Origin of the sequence: Shewanella hafniensis (assembly GCF_019655335.1) — a bacterium.
In the GTDB taxonomy this organism is placed as follows: Bacteria; Pseudomonadota; Gammaproteobacteria; order Enterobacterales; family Shewanellaceae; genus Shewanella; species Shewanella hafniensis.
This window is the reverse complement of the sequence record NZ_BPFD01000010.1, coordinates 23586-37811: the sequence shown is the minus strand read 5'-3', so window position 1 is coordinate 37811 and position 14226 is coordinate 23586. Positions and strand designations below refer to the sequence as shown.

The 14226-nt window shown below is 46.8% G+C and carries 13 protein-coding genes; 3 read left to right on the top strand and 10 right to left on the bottom strand.

Annotated features, from left to right (window positions below; translation table 11 throughout):
• Positions 1–9: 9 nt before the first annotated feature.
• From putP to K5Q99_RS05060, 8 genes are all read right to left on the bottom strand, one after another.
• The gene (putP, locus tag K5Q99_RS05095) at positions 10–1506 is read right to left on the bottom strand and encodes a sodium/proline symporter PutP (RefSeq protein ID WP_220776239.1); all 1497 of its coding nucleotides are present in this window, start codon (positions 1504–1506) and stop codon (positions 10–12) included.
• A gap of 3 nt (positions 1507–1509) precedes the next feature.
• The gene (locus tag K5Q99_RS05090) at positions 1510–1686 is read right to left on the bottom strand and encodes a hypothetical protein (protein ID WP_220591514.1); all 177 of its coding nucleotides are present in this window, start codon (positions 1684–1686) and stop codon (positions 1510–1512) included.
• 163 nt (positions 1687–1849) lie between these two features.
• Positions 1850–3922 (bottom strand): FUSC family protein, encoded by a 2073-nt coding sequence (locus K5Q99_RS05085; protein WP_220776238.1) that lies wholly within the window; start codon positions 3920–3922, stop codon positions 1850–1852.
• Positions 3923–3927: 5 nt separating this feature from the next.
• Positions 3928–4791: an efflux RND transporter periplasmic adaptor subunit gene (locus K5Q99_RS05080; RefSeq protein ID WP_220776237.1), complete on the bottom strand. Its 864-nt coding sequence runs from the start codon at positions 4789–4791 to the stop codon at positions 3928–3930.
• 6 nt (positions 4792–4797) lie between these two features.
• Positions 4798–4998 (bottom strand): DUF1656 domain-containing protein, encoded by a 201-nt coding sequence (locus tag K5Q99_RS05075; RefSeq protein ID WP_006079439.1) that lies wholly within the window; start codon positions 4996–4998, stop codon positions 4798–4800.
• 181 nt (positions 4999–5179) lie between these two features.
• Entirely contained in the window at positions 5180–6535 is a 1356-nt protein-coding gene (gene gorA / locus K5Q99_RS05070) for a glutathione-disulfide reductase (RefSeq protein WP_220776236.1), read from the bottom strand.
• 168 nt (positions 6536–6703) lie between these two features.
• The gene (locus tag K5Q99_RS05065) at positions 6704–7255 is read right to left on the bottom strand and encodes a hypothetical protein (RefSeq protein WP_220776264.1); all 552 of its coding nucleotides are present in this window, start codon (positions 7253–7255) and stop codon (positions 6704–6706) included.
• A gap of 139 nt (positions 7256–7394) precedes the next feature.
• Positions 7395–8177, bottom strand: coding sequence for a hypothetical protein (locus K5Q99_RS05060; RefSeq protein ID WP_220776235.1), 783 nt, complete (start codon positions 8175–8177; stop codon positions 7395–7397).
• A gap of 324 nt (positions 8178–8501) precedes the next feature.
• On the opposite strand from K5Q99_RS05060, the gene prlC reads away from it, so the two are divergent.
• On the top strand, positions 8502–10541 hold the full coding sequence (gene prlC, locus K5Q99_RS05055) for an oligopeptidase A (RefSeq protein ID WP_220776234.1): 2040 nt from the start codon (positions 8502–8504) through the stop codon (positions 10539–10541).
• 188 nt (positions 10542–10729) lie between these two features.
• Positions 10730–11260: a thioesterase family protein gene (locus tag K5Q99_RS05050; RefSeq protein ID WP_006079446.1), complete on the top strand. Its 531-nt coding sequence runs from the start codon at positions 10730–10732 to the stop codon at positions 11258–11260.
• A 24-nt stretch (positions 11261–11284) separates the two neighbouring features.
• Here the strand turns inward: K5Q99_RS05050 and K5Q99_RS05045 are convergent, their stop codons facing one another.
• Positions 11285–11932: a glutathione S-transferase family protein gene (locus K5Q99_RS05045; RefSeq protein ID WP_220776233.1), complete on the bottom strand. Its 648-nt coding sequence runs from the start codon at positions 11930–11932 to the stop codon at positions 11285–11287.
• A 207-nt stretch (positions 11933–12139) separates the two neighbouring features.
• Between K5Q99_RS05045 and K5Q99_RS05040 the strand changes: the two genes are divergently transcribed.
• On the top strand, positions 12140–12829 hold the full coding sequence (locus K5Q99_RS05040; protein WP_220776232.1) for a DNA-3-methyladenine glycosylase I: 690 nt from the start codon (positions 12140–12142) through the stop codon (positions 12827–12829).
• A 125-nt stretch (positions 12830–12954) separates the two neighbouring features.
• On the opposite strand, the gene K5Q99_RS05035 is transcribed toward K5Q99_RS05040, so the two are convergent.
• The gene (locus K5Q99_RS05035; protein WP_106648956.1) at positions 12955–13701 is read right to left on the bottom strand and encodes a TorF family putative porin; all 747 of its coding nucleotides are present in this window, start codon (positions 13699–13701) and stop codon (positions 12955–12957) included.
• Positions 13702–14226: the final 525 nt, after the last annotated feature.

The window sequence follows — 14226 nt, the reverse complement described above, 5'->3', positions numbered from 1 at the left end:
CTGCGCGCCTCATCTGTCTTCGGCTAAAACACGGCCAGCCTTATGGAATAATTTAGTGGTTTTGGCACAGGGATCAGTATCGAGTAACGAGACTATCCAAATCACCACACTGCTCACGGCAAAGCCGGGGATCATTTCATACACCACTGTGGTTAAGGCTTTTCCATCTGCCAATACCGGTGCATAAATCCAAAATAGAACGGTAGCTGCGCCAGAGACAATGCCCGCAATTGCGGCTTTGTGAGTTAAGTTAGCTTTATACAAGCTAAATAAAACTAACGGACCAAAGGCGGCTCCGAATCCTGCCCATGCATTACTCACCAGTGACAGCACACTGCTAGAGCGGTCGAGCGCCAGTAGACTTGCGACAATTGCCACGCCTGCTACGCCAAAGCGACCCATTTTCACCATGTCTTTTTCGGTAGATTCTTTCTTCGACATCACGCGATAGATATCTTCCGTTAGCGAGCTTGATGACACTAATAGCTGCGATGAAATGGTGCTCATGATCGCGGCCAGAATGGCGGCCAGTAAGAAGCCACTAATGATCGGATGGAACAACAACTCAGAAAACACGATAAAGATGGTTTCAGGGTCTGTTAGCTTCATACCAAATTTATTGGCGTAAGCGATACCGACAAGGCCCGTTGCCAGTGCACCAATTATGGTCACTGTCATCCAGCCCATACCTATGTGTCTGGCGGTTTTAATGTCAGCGACTGAACGAATCGCCATAAAACGCACAATAATATGCGGTTGGCCAAAGTAACCGAGTCCCCAAGATAGGCTCGAGATAAGCCCTAACATAGTGACGTTTTGCATCGCATCGGTGAAGTGTGGAATCGACTGATAGGCAAAGTTCATCATCTTGTCGGCGCTGGTAAATTCCTGATATGCAACTACAGGGACTAAGACTAAGGCGATAAACATGATACAGCCTTGAACAAAGTCAGTGAGGCTCACAGCCAAGAAACCGCCCAATAAAGTATAAGAAACCACAACAGCGAGGGTGACGACTAAACCTAAGTCGTAGTTCAGGCCAAATGCCGACTCAAATAACTTACCGCCAGCCACTAAACCCGCTGAGGTATACAAGGTAAAGAAGATCACAATTATCGCCGCGGCAATAATACGTATACTGCTATTGGCATTACCAAAGCGTTTAGCAAAAAACTCTGGAATAGTGAGGGCGTTATCCGCCACTTCGGTATAGACCCTAAGTTTAGGTGCGACGATTAAGTAATTGATTAGAGCACCAATCAATAGTCCGAGTGCGATGTAAATGGTTTCGAAGCCAACCAAAAACATAGCGCCGGGAAGCCCCATGAGCATCCAGCCACTCATGTCAGACGCCCCCGCTGAAAGTGCAGTCACCTGTGGACTTACCTTGCGGCCACCCAGAATATAGCCAGACACATCGCTGGTGGATTTTTTGTAAGCGAATAAACCAATGGCGAGCATAGCAATAAAATAAACAGCTAAGGAAATATAAGCGAGGTAATTCATGGATTATTTATCTCCTAACGCTTTGTTATTTTGAATAATACTCGGTTTCAAAATGACAAAGAGATAGGTGCTTAATATTGCAAATAAACACATAAACTGCATTGTTTCCTTGGCGTGTAATCGGGTAAAACTTGCTGCCTGCGAGATGAGATTTTCCTCTGCTGGGGTCTCCGTTGACATAATTTCTCCTTGGTTGATAATTGAATTTATATCACCAATATAGTTAGTGATCTAACTATATTAAGGCATTTTATCGGCCAAATATCAAGCTTCTATTGGATTTAAATGGTTTTGGTGGCAGTAAAAGAGTGGCTTTTGGGGTGGGAAATAGTTTGAGAACTGACTATTTTTCTGAGGTGTTTTTCTGCTCGGCGATACTGTGGGCAGTACGTTCGAAGGTTAAAGTGATGCGTTCAAACATCCCAGTAATCATAGTGAATTGTTCGTTGGGTAACGGACATTGGGCCAGCGCTTGTAATAAGGCTTCGCTGCTGATTTTAAACTCTTCTGCGACTTGTCCGTGGGCGCAGGCGATAAATGCCTGACCTAAATTGTGTTGCCAGAGGTTGAGTGCATTTTCTAAGCCTAAGTTTAAGTGCGTATCTGAAATGCCCTGCAACATGCGCCGCATCCGAATCGACACATGGCCTATATTAAGTGCCGTAAACACCAGATCGGTAAATACCCTCGAACTCTTGCCCGAGCCTTTTTCATAACTGGCGATCCGCAGCAGTCGATCGCCCATGCGGGCGTTAAACCAAGGCTCAGGATCATCATGCTGCGCGATATGCACCAGATCTTTTTGGATGGATTGCAGCAGACGATATTGCATCAACCGCTGGCTAGGTTCGGTAATCAATTTAAACAACCAATACAGCACAGTAACGCCAACAAAAATCGCTAAGGCATTGCTGACGGTGTTTTCTATCGCAAATGAAATGGTGTTGCTGGGCTGCACTAACACAGCAAACGGCACGCAAATGCCGAGCCCATAGGGCAAGGTCGGTCGATTCGCCAAGGCGAGTAAGCCAATAAAAAACGGCCCAGCGAGCACTAAAACTAGGATTTCAAAATCGCCGCTACTCTGTGCTAGTAAAGGTAAAGCGTAAAACACTGTGAGGGGCCCAGCGATAGTGATGCCGACAAGAATGCGGCGCAAAATCGTGGTTAACATCGGCAGTGGCTGGCGCGCCATCATGATGGAAAAGACCACGGGCAGCAGGATCATCATGAGGACCGCGCTCGACCCTGTGCCAATCCACAGTGAAGCCCCAATGACAAACACCGCCATGCTGCGCAGGCCCGTGGTAACGCCTATTAATGGGTCTCGGTGAAACTCCATCGGCGGCGCGTTGAGCTGTACCGCAGAATGACTGGTCAGCACGTTGTAGCTCTTGAGCACCATGATCAGATCGGCGCTTAATTCCATCGCGACTTTGAGTAAGCGCGTCTCTAACGGCGCGCGGTCGCGGTATTGCATCAGGTTTTGCTGGAGTTGATACCTCAAGGTGCGTGCCATTTTGTAGCATTCTTGGTCATCACTGGATTGCGCCATCAAGGTAAAACTACTGCGCATATTGGCTAAGGATTTCGCGAGTGGTTCGCTAACAAGATGGGAATGATTACGTTGCAGCCGGCCAAATATTTGGATTGCCGCCAATAGCGAAAGAGTCTTATTGCAGAGAAAGTTCGCCGCATGGCTCTGCCCGCGTCCTTCGGGGCCTTCATAAATCACTGCGCTGGAATCGTCACTCAGCGCCGATACTGACTCCATAATCGTGTCGATATGTTCATGGCGACTCGCATGTTCCCCTAGTAAATCGAGTTCTAATGCAAGATAGTTAAGCGTATGATTAATGGTGTTTTTAGCATGCAATTGTAGACTATGTTTTACCTTGGTCGGCCAAAGTAGCGAGCTGACCAAGACGGCGCATATCGCCCCAACAACAATCTCGCTGATCCTCGACTGCGCCACATCGAATATTTTTGCGCTATCGGCCGTGCTCGGGCTCGCCATCACAATGAGCACTATCAAGCAGGCGGTCATGCCCGCCATAGCAAACGCATAGACAAAGTTTTGCTGGCGCACCATGGCCGATAACCCAGAATTTAGCCCTATCCAGCAGGCGAGTAATCCTAAGGCGAGTTCGGGATAGGGCGTAAACCCGTTGAGTATGGCAATCCCTGCGAGCGCACCGACTAAGGTGCCGCCGATTTGGCATAAGCCCTTTTCGATCACGAGCCCGCTTTCGGGGCGGATTTGCAGGAATACCGCCGACACCAGCGCCCAATATGGCCGTTCTAGATTTAAGAACATGGCCACATATAAGGCGAGCGCCATCGAGATCACGCCTTTAATCGCGAAGATGAGGGTTCGTCGGTCTGGAAAGAATAAACTCTTCAGTAACAGCGTCATAATGACTATTTGTCAGTTTGTAGCTGGATGGAAACTGTCATGCCGACGCTCAGCTCTATGTCCTTAGGAATGCTATCTAGCTGGATATCGACCGGAATACGCTGCGACAACCTCACCCAATTAAAGGTTTGGCCGATTTGCGGCAATAACTGTCCATTAGTAGTGACATTAGTATTGGCGATTGCTTTACCTATGCTGGTCACTTTGCCATGCAAGACATGGCCGCCACTCATCAGGCTGACATCGGCGTTTTGACCTATGTGAACCAAGGGGATTTTGGTTTCTTCAAAATAGCCTGTGATATAGAGAGAATCTTGTTTGACCAGCGAAAATACCGAGTTGCCTTTGCTGACATAGTTGCCATTGCGCAGACTTAAATTGATCAGCGTGCCATTTTCGGGAGCGTGAATTTGCGTTCGTGCTAAGTCAATTTGGGCGGTATTCAATTGCGCCTGTGCGAGCTCATAACTGGTTCGTGCCAGTTCGGTATTGATAAAAGCTTCGTCGAAGGTTTCTTTGCTGACCAAGTTGTCATTGGTCAAACCGATACGGCGTTTGTACTTATGTTTTGCCAGTTCCCATGCCAATTTTTGGCTTTCCGCTTTGGCATTCAATTCGGCAATCGTGGCCTTGTAGCGGGTATCGTCCACAGTGAACAACACATCACCCTTACTGACGATTTGATTGTCTTTTACATTCAGTTGATTCACCCAACCGGACACATCTGGCGCTATGGTAATGATTTCGGCGCGAACTCGGCCGTCGCGAGTCCAAGGAGAATAAAGGTAGTGTGACCATATCCAATGTCCCGCGATACCTGCAACCGCGACCACAATGAGGGTGAGGCTGATACGAAAGATTTTTCCCATGAACAATCAACTCCCAAGCAAGTAAATGACCAACGCCAGATAGCAGATAAACAGCCCAACTTCGAACCAAGCTTCGCGCCACAGCTTGTGATAGAGCCCAGTTTGATAGAGCACCAAGCGAGTGATACAGGAAAGCAGAAAAGCTAAGGGGATAAAGATAATTAATGGACTAAATAACAAACCATCGAACGCGAGTTCTTTAAGCATTACGCTATTCATCCCGATTACAGTGGCGCAGCGATAACCGCGCTATGTGTTTAAAATGCAAAGTACTCAGTCGAGATTATAGGAAAGTCGCGTGAGAGTTAATGATTTTATGCTATCTGTGATCAATTAGGGCCAGCATTAGCTGGCCCTAAATATGATGAAATCAAAGCGAAAATCACTTCTACCTCATGGTAACGAATTCTTCCGCGCCCGTTGGGTGGATAGCAACAACCGCATCGAAATCGGCCTTAGTTGCACCCATTTTCATGGCGACGCCAAAACCTTGAAGGATTTCGTCCATACCAAAACCAATACCATGAATACCGACGACTTTTTCGTCCTTGCCTGCGCAGACTAACTTCATCTTACAGGCTTGGCGATGGGCCGTGACGGCGGTATACATTGAGGTAAACGTCGAGGTATATACTTTGACGTTATCGTCGCCGTATTGAGTACGGGCTTCTGGTTCGGTCAAGCCCATAGTGCCGATTGGTGGATGGCTGAATACAACGGTTGGGATCAGGTTGTAATCCATTTTGGCATCTGTCATACCGTTAAATAAACGCTCGGATAACAAACGGCCCGCTTTAACCGCAACAGGAGTGAGCTCTACGCCGCCCGCCATAATGTCGCCGACACAGTAAATCCCTTTGTGAGTGGTATTTTGCTGTTCGTCAGTGATGACATAGCCCTTGTTATCTAATTGCACTTCGGTGTTTTCTAAGCCGATATTGCCCGTTGCAGGAGAACGGCCAATCGCCCAAATCAGGCAATCGACTGTGATGCTTTCACCGTTTTCTAAACTCAATGTCAGGCTGTCATCGGCATTTTTGACCACGGCTTTTGGCACGCTATGGGTGTGCAATGTTGGGCCTTCGGTTGCCATGGCATCGACGAGTGCATCAACTAAGATGGGGTCAAAGTTACGCAGCGGTGCATGTTTACGCACTAATAAGTGAGTTTCACTGCCTAGAGCATGTAACACGCCAGCGACTTCAACGGCGATATAGCCCGCACCTACAACGGCTACGCGCTTTGGTTGCTCGCGTAGTGCGAAGAAACCATCGGAGTCGATACCGTATTGCGCGCCAGGAATGTTCGGAATAGTCGGTGCGCCGCCAGTGGCGATAAGGATGTGATCGGCGGTGTAATGTTCGCCGTCCACTTCGATGGTGTTGCCATCGACAAAACGGCCATAGCCATTTAACAGCGTTACTTTGTTATTGGCAAAACCACGGCCATAGGCATCGTGAATGCGGCCAATGTAGGCTTCGCGGTTTTCGACCAAGGTATTCCAATCGAATTTATTAACAGTGACGTCGAAACCATAATCTTTGGCGTAAAGGTTCATCGCTTCGGCAACATGGGCGCCATACCACATGACTTTTTTCGGCACACAACCTACGTTTACACAGGTGCCACCTACGTGTTTGGCTTCGATGAGTAGAACCTTAGCACCACGCATTGCCGCTCGGTTTGCTGAGGCGATACCGCCGCTGCCTGCGCCTAGGCAGATATAGTCAAAATGTTGAGCCATGAGTTTCTCCGTCTTACTTCAAGGATGAGATGCTTTACAGCAGAAGGTCATTGTAGGGGTGTTTGCGATAACAGACCAGCCCATTGCATGACTAACGTATAAGACCGTACTTTGACTGAAAAAGATCCCGAGCTTTACACTGAGCCTAACTGAGCATCGCGTGGTTATCTAGCGGCGATATTGGCACTTGGAGTGATCGTTTTGAGCAGGGCCTTCTGCACCACATTTCAAACATTGCCATTCCTTTTGGCGGGCGCTGAGTTCGTCGGCTTGATGGGCTGCAGCATTATCTTGTTTGCCGCCGAGTTGTGCTTCTAACTGATCCATACGTTTATCGAGCCAGCGGCAGTTGGGGTCATTGGCTACGTGTTCACGGCTGGCAAGTTGTTGCTTGCGGGTGAGTTTTTTACTCTTAGTGGCTTTGGTCGATTGCGTGTCTTTCGTTGATTTAGTGGCTTTGGGTGGCTCAGTCGGCGTGAGAGTGGGAGCTGCATACTCGAAACTGCTTTGCACTTGGTTAGGCACTGTAATCGGCTTGCCCTCACTATCGAGCAAGGTACCTAGGGGCAAAGGCGCGGTTTGTGTCGATTGGGATAAGGATTCTAGACTCGGTTCAGGCTCAAGCCGTTGCCGTGTGTCAGCCGAGCTCATTATTGGGGTAAAAAGCAGAAGCAAGGCAATAACTGTGGTGCGAATAAGGTAGCAGTACTGGGCTAACATTCCTTGTTCCTCGGCAAAATCGATATGAATGGTGAGTCGTTCCGTCGACATTTTGAGTGTAGTTAGCGAGCGTTATTTTGCCAAATGTAGCGGATAAATTGATTGAGCAGGGTTGCATTACGGCGCGAGAAATAAGGTGTTAAAACGTCATCGCAAAGTGGATACCGGCATAGGTCTCATCTTGCGAGCTTATATCGCCATTTGCCGTCGCTTCTTGCTCAATATCACCTTGGGCAATGCTGTGGCTAATGTGGCCGCTAACATTCATGTAGGATGACAACTGATAATTGGCTTCTAGGCCAAACTGTAGGTTATTGCGACCATCATGTTCTTCTGTTCGGTATTTAAAATCAAAGCCTTGAGTGATGTATGGTGTGAGGCTGAGTTGCTCTGTGACATTCCAATAACTGTGCAAACTCACTTCAACAAAGTAACCCGCAGCTTCGGTTGAATAGACGTAACTCATCGATGGTATTAGCCAAGCTTCTGCGGTGTAAGCGAGTTCGGCAAATAGCTCGTTATCTTGGCAACGGCTAATGCTGTAGCCTTCAATGCGCTGATATCCCAGATTTGCTTCTAGGTTCTCGGCGATATTGAACCCATATTCGAGGCCGATATTCCACTCTGTATAGGCTTGGCTATCACCACGGCCGACTAAGGCGTAGGTAGTAAGGTTACCGAATTGCACTGCTGTATTCAGCCAATAGATACCGCCATCTTGCAAGTTATTGCGACCCTGTGAGATGTATTGACTGTCCCACCCTAAATCTAGTGTCACAGCTAAGGCTTCACTAGATTGACTGGGTAATACTGTGTTTGAAATGCTTTCGATACTTTCATTAGCGAGTGCACTGCCACTAATACCATTGATACCGAGAGCGCAGAGGATACCAGCCATGAATTTAACAGAATGTGTTGCCATATTTTTGCTGATTTAGGTAGCAGTGCGTGAGTTACGCGAATAGTACCTTGAACGCACTTAAACATTAATGCGAATTGATTCGATTTGCGATCGAGCCAACAACAATACTTAAGTAAATTAAGTGTAAATCTTAAATGCGAACCAGTTCACTTTTTTTTAGAGGAAATCGAGCTAGATAGCGATATTCGAAGGGAACAATCGGTTTTCTTGCCTTGATAAATAGCACATTAGCCCTTATTTATACTCAAATAACCTCAAGATCCTGCATCTCGCATCTTGAAGTGGCTCGGGCGTACACCCTATACAGATTATTGAGGAGTTAGAATGAGCAACCCTTTGCTTAGCGGCGCAAAATTACCGCTTTTTTCACAGATTAAACCGGAACATATTCAAGTCGCCGTTGAGCATGCCATTGCTCAGTGCCGCACTAAGATTGATGAAGTGCTGCAGAATCAAGGTCCTTACACTTGGGACAATTTGGTCGCGCCATTAGAACAGGTTGACGATGAACTAAGCCAAATTTGGTCGCCGGTTTCCCATATGAATTCAGTGACCAGCACAGATGAGTGGCGTGCCGCCCATGATGCTTGTTTACCTCTTTTATCGGAATACGGTACTTACGTTGGCCAACACCAAGGTTTGTATCAAGCCTATAAAGCGCTGCGAGCATCCAATGAATTTGCACACTTGAGCCAAGCCCAGCAGAGGGTGATAGAGCACAGCCTGCGCGACTTTGAACTATCGGGTATTGGTTTAGATGACGCGCAAAAAGTGCGTTATGGCGAGATTGTAAAACGTCTTTCTGAACTCACCAGTGGTTTTTCGAATCAATTACTGGATGCGACGCAAGCTTGGACTAAGTTGATCACTGATGAAGCTGAGCTTGCTGGTTTGCCCGAGTCTGCCAAAGCCGCCGCTAAAGCGATGGCGCAGTCGCGTGAGCTAGAAGGTTGGTTATTTACCTTAGATTTCCCCTCTTATCTACCCGTCATGACCTACAGCGAAAACCGCAGTCTTAGGGAAGAATGCTACCGTGCGTTTGTCACTCGCGCTTCAGATCAAGGTCCCAATGCCGGAGAGTTTGATAACAGCCCGCTGATGGACGAAATTCTTGCTTTGCGCCACGAACTCGCATTGTTACTCGGTTTTGACAGTTTTGCTGACAAATCCCTAGCGACGAAAATGGCTGAAACGCCGGCGCAGGTGATGGCATTTTTAAATGAATTAGCGCTGCGCTCAAAGGATCAAGCTAAGGCAGAACTGGCTGAGCTGAGAGCGTTTGCTGAGGCCGAATATGGCGTGACTGAAATGGCCTCTTGGGACTTAAGTTTCTATGCTGAGAAGTTGCAGCAGCATAAGTATGAGATTTCACAGGAAATCCTGCGTCCATACTTCCCCGAAGATAAAGTGCTCTCGGGTTTGTTCTACACAGTATCGCGTTTATTCGGCCTTAAGATTGTCGAGCAAAAAGACTTTGACCGTTGGCATAAGGACGTGCGTTTCTTCGATATTCATGACGAAACCGGCGAACACAGAGGTAGTTTCTACCTCGATTTATATGCCCGCACAGGTAAACGTGGTGGCGCTTGGATGGATGACTGCCGCGTGCGCCGTCAAACCGCCAATGGATTACAAAAGCCAGTGGCCTATTTGACCTGTAACTTTAATGGTCCGGTCGATGGCAAACCTGCGCTGTTTACCCATGATGAAGTGACAACCCTGTTCCACGAATTTGGCCATGGTATCCACCACATGCTGACCAAAATCGATGTTGCAGGCGTGTCAGGTATCAATGGTGTGCCTTGGGATGCGGTCGAGTTACCAAGCCAATTTATGGAAAACTGGTGCTGGCAGGAAGAGGCATTAGCCGAAATTTCTGGCCACTTCGAAACGGGCGAGCCATTACCTAAAGCCTTGTTAGATAAGATGCTGGCGGCGAAAAACTTCCAATCTGGGATGATGATGTTGCGTCAACTCGAGTTCTCGCTGTTCGATTTTAGAATGCACCACGAATACGACCCAGCAAAAGGCGCGCGTATTCAAGAAACCTTAGACGAAGTGCGTCGTCAGGTGGCCGTATTAACGCCGCCAGACTTTAACCGTTTCCAACATGGTTTTGCCCACATTTTTGCGGGCGGTTATGCCGCAGGTTATTACAGCTATAAATGGGCTGAAGTGCTGTCGGCGGATGCGTTTTCCCGCTTCGAAGAGGAAGGTATTTTTAACCCTGAAACGGGTCGTCGCTTCCTGCACAATATCCTTGAAATGGGTGGTTCAGCCGAGCCGATGGACTTGTTTAAACAGTTTATGGGACGCGAGCCGAATATTGATGCCCTGTTAAGATATTCGGGCATTGCGGCATAGATTTAATGCGTAAGCTATTGCGATAAAAGATAAACTTGCCAATTTTAACTGGCTGGTTATCTCAGGCCAATGAGCTTAGTTGAACGATAAAAAGACGCCTTAGGGCGTCTTTTTTGTGATCTGATTCACGCTTGCCCTGTGGTATGACCTCTGTTAGCCTGTGGCTCTTATTTTAAGGGCGACTGGTTATGAATCTGTATTTTCGTTTGTTTTGGTTGTTATTCTGGCGCACGCGCCACTGCCGTAAAATTGATTTTCTCGGAACTAGCCGTATCACCTATCGGGCGTTACCGAGCGATTGCGATATCAATTTCCATCTGACTAATTCTCGCTATCCTGCATTTATGGATCTGGCGCGGACTTATATGTTAGCCGAGATGGGTCTGCTAAAACGTTTCTTAAAGTTGAAGTGGATGCCGATAGTTAACGCTGCCGAATTTACCTATATTCGCGATATCAAGCCGCTAAAAACCTTTGAGATTGAAACCAAAGTTGTTGGCTGGGATGAGAAGTATTTCTATATTGAACAACGCTTTGTGAGCGAACGTGGCCTACATTGTATCGTCCATGTGCGCGGTGTATTTGTGTGCAAAGGTAAGCAAGTGCCGCTCGATGTGTTAGTGAAAGAGGCGGGTTATACCGATGCCGCACCTGAATTACCGCCAGAAGTCGTGAAGTGGAAAGCATTTTTGCAGTTGAAGAAAGAACGCAATATGTGACTGTGTAGAGGCATGACTTACCCGCTAAGGTATGCCTCTTATTCCTGCCGTTTCCTCCATCTCAGCCAGTAACACCTCTTCTTGTACTAACATCCAAGCGCCACGCAGTTGTGCCTGTTGCCAATAGCGCACGATTTCATCTAAATCCAACAGGTTTAGATGTTGGAAGCTATAGCTTAAGCAAGGGATGAGTGCACAGTCGGCTAAGGTAAAACTGTCGCCACAGACCCAATGGTGTTGCGTGAGCTGGGTGTCTAAGCGTTGAAACTGGGCCAGTAGTTGTTTCTCTAATTGTTTGATTTCGAACTCGTTGCTGTCCTCGATGTGCTTTAATTTTTCTAATTGAAATAAAGGGTTGTTAATATCGTTGTCTATGATGCGATCGAACAAACGCACCTGTAAATTGCGTTGCGGTTCTTGGGGCAGCAACTGGGTACTGTTATTAAAATGCCTATCTAGGTATTCGATAATAATGCTGGACTCGGGGATCAACTGATCATCCTGGGTTTTGAGTAGCGGAACTCTTGCCTGTGGATAGGTTTGGTGAAATTCCTTGCGTGAAAAAGGGTCGCGCAGATCTATGATTCTGGGATAGAAATTGGCCTGCTTTTCATAAAGTGCGATCAACACCTTTTGCGAATAGCGTGATAAGGGATGATAAAAAAGCTCCATAGGCACTCACTCCAAACCCTGTATTTTACTGACTTTACGCCTTAACTTTAGTCGCAATTGAAGCGCTTGCTGTAGGAGTTTTTCTAAAAAATGTAGGGGCAAAGCCAATTTTTCGCGGCAAAGCCAAATGATCCATCAAGGATAAAAATCGGTATTATTAACGACATTTCAAAAGTGTCGGGATTTAATTATTTTAAAGGTAATAATATGAGCCAGTTAGAGCGTTTTTCATCTATTTATGCCAGAGCCAGTGAGCGCAAAGGCGGCCCTGCGGGGCTCGAAGCCTTATTATCTGGTTGCCTGTCCGATGATGAAATTCGCCAGTATCGGGATGCTGAATTATTGTCTGCGATGAGTCGTCAGGTGTTTCAAAGTGGCTTTGTATGGCGGGTAGTTGTTAATAAATGGCCTGAATATGAGAAGTCATTCTTTGGGTTTGAACCGCATAAAGTCTTGATGTTATCTCCAGAGCAAATTCAAGCGCGGGCGAGTGATGCGACGCTGATCCGCCATTTAAAAAAGACCCAAGCCATTTATGATAATGCTTTAATGATCCACGATATTGCTCGCGAACATGGTAGCTTGGCGCAGCTGATCGCCGCTTGGCCGACGCAGGATATTATCGGTTTATGGGCACTGTTGAAGAAACGTGGTACTCGATTGGGCGGCAACACAGGTCCTTATTTTCTGCGCGGTATTGGTAAAGATACCTTTTTGTTAACCGATGATGTGCAAGGCTATTTTAAAGCGCACAAATTGGTCGATGCAGGTTTTACGTCGCAGACAGCGCTTAAACAAGTACAAGCTGTATTTAATCAGTGGCAACAGGAATCAGGGCGTTGTTTGGCCGACATCAGCCGTATTTTGGCCTGTAGTGTAGGGGATAATCGAATTTAGGATATTTAGATTTAGCACTTGTAAGCGCAACATAAAAAAGACCAGCCGCGGGGGCTGGTCAAGGCTCTATTTATCAAGCCACTGGAGTGCCGCAGGGAAGCAGCGGGTAACGCGACTAACTAAACTTAAAAACTTTTGCTGATGCCAACCACAAATCTGTCATCGAAGATTTCAGTCTGAGTACCATAGACTTTATGGTCGGTATCGACTGTGCTGCCGTGGTAACGGACATCAAAATTAAGCCCGTAGAACATTTTGCTTAGACCTAAGTTCCAGTGCCCCCAACCTTCAGCACCTTCACCGCTCAAGTCTTGATAACCGACAGAGCCTGAGATTTTCACGCCATTATCGAAGTTATAGCTTGGATGTAAGGCGTAGTTCACGCCGTGCCAGCCATCGACTCCAAACCAGTCATCGACTGTGGGCGTGACTTCTAATTGCAGGTTGGCACGGCCAAACTGTTTGCCGACTTTGAGCCAGAGTTCTGTGTAATTTGAATAGGATGCACCCGGGTAGAGGTATGAAAATAGCATTACATCATAGGTAAATCCTGAGTCGCCAAATTCACCGGCTTTGCCGATAAAAGGCGCGGTAACTATCTCTAAATTAGGATCGGCAAACTTGATGTTGGAGCTAAATACCCCTGCATACCAACCTTCATTATGATTCCAGCTTAAGGTGCCTTGCACTACGGGGATATCACCATCTAAGGTTTCAGATTCACCGCGGAATACATAATCGGAGGCAAAGTTAACATTGGCATTAATCGTACCGCCTAAGAGCTGGTTGTCATCGGCCGCTTGGACAGTCATAGCAAGGGAAAGTAACGCCCCGCTAAGCAAAAATGTAGTGCGAGTCTTCATAATCATCATCTCAAAATTATTTCAAAATATTGGGAGTTGTTAGCGCACCATTATCGTAAAAATAAGTTGTGAATAGCCGTGATGCTTGGAATGAACCAATCACGAAAATATGTGAATGAATATGAACAAATGCGTTTTAAAGCGAGGAGTTTTTAGCTTTGTAAGCAATATTCGTCATTAAAGAAGTGTTATTTGTGGGAGTCTGAGTTTCATTTAATGGGGTATTAAACTGGATTTCGGGTTTGCTCCGCCTATGGGGAATCACTAAAATAACCCGCTCAGTATGATTTGAGACGGTTAATTTTATTGTTGTGGGTTTGACTTAAACCATTGGCACCGCATTTCGGCCATATTAAGCGGTTTGAGGTAACAAATTGCACATGAATCCGCTAAATGATGTTTTTTACGCGCTGGTAGTCTGAAGCCAATTCTTTGCTTACTCTCTTTCGGTATTATCAGTTTTAATAGGGTCGTTTTTAACGATTTGATGCTGAGAGTGGCCTGAGTAAAAACAGCAGCGCTGTGTTTTCGTCT

Excerpts from the sequence above, each read along its gene's own strand:
- putP (WP_220776239.1), bottom strand. The coding sequence starts at position 1,506 with ATGAATTACCTCGCTTATATTTCCTTAGCTGTTTATTTTATTGCTATG.
- K5Q99_RS05090 (WP_220591514.1), bottom strand. The coding sequence starts at position 1,686 with ATGTCAACGGAGACCCCAGCAGAGGAAAATCTCATCTCGCAGGCAGCA.
- K5Q99_RS05085 (WP_220776238.1), bottom strand. The coding sequence starts at position 3,922 with ATGACGCTGTTACTGAAGAGTTTATTCTTTCCAGACCGACGAACCCTC.
- K5Q99_RS05080 (WP_220776237.1), bottom strand. The coding sequence starts at position 4,791 with ATGGGAAAAATCTTTCGTATCAGCCTCACCCTCATTGTGGTCGCGGTT.
- K5Q99_RS05075 (WP_006079439.1), bottom strand. The coding sequence starts at position 4,998 with ATGCTTAAAGAACTCGCGTTCGATGGTTTGTTATTTAGTCCATTAATT.
- gorA (WP_220776236.1), bottom strand. The coding sequence starts at position 6,535 with ATGGCTCAACATTTTGACTATATCTGCCTAGGCGCAGGCAGCGGCGGT.
- K5Q99_RS05065 (WP_220776264.1), bottom strand. The coding sequence starts at position 7,255 with ATGTTAGCCCAGTACTGCTACCTTATTCGCACCACAGTTATTGCCTTG.
- K5Q99_RS05060 (WP_220776235.1), bottom strand. The coding sequence starts at position 8,177 with ATGGCAACACATTCTGTTAAATTCATGGCTGGTATCCTCTGCGCTCTC.
- prlC (WP_220776234.1), top strand. The coding sequence starts at position 8,502 with ATGAGCAACCCTTTGCTTAGCGGCGCAAAATTACCGCTTTTTTCACAG.
- K5Q99_RS05050 (WP_006079446.1), top strand. The coding sequence starts at position 10,730 with ATGAATCTGTATTTTCGTTTGTTTTGGTTGTTATTCTGGCGCACGCGC.
- K5Q99_RS05045 (WP_220776233.1), bottom strand. The coding sequence starts at position 11,932 with ATGGAGCTTTTTTATCATCCCTTATCACGCTATTCGCAAAAGGTGTTG.
- K5Q99_RS05040 (WP_220776232.1), top strand. The coding sequence starts at position 12,140 with ATGAGCCAGTTAGAGCGTTTTTCATCTATTTATGCCAGAGCCAGTGAG.
- K5Q99_RS05035 (WP_106648956.1), bottom strand. The coding sequence starts at position 13,701 with ATGATGATTATGAAGACTCGCACTACATTTTTGCTTAGCGGGGCGTTA.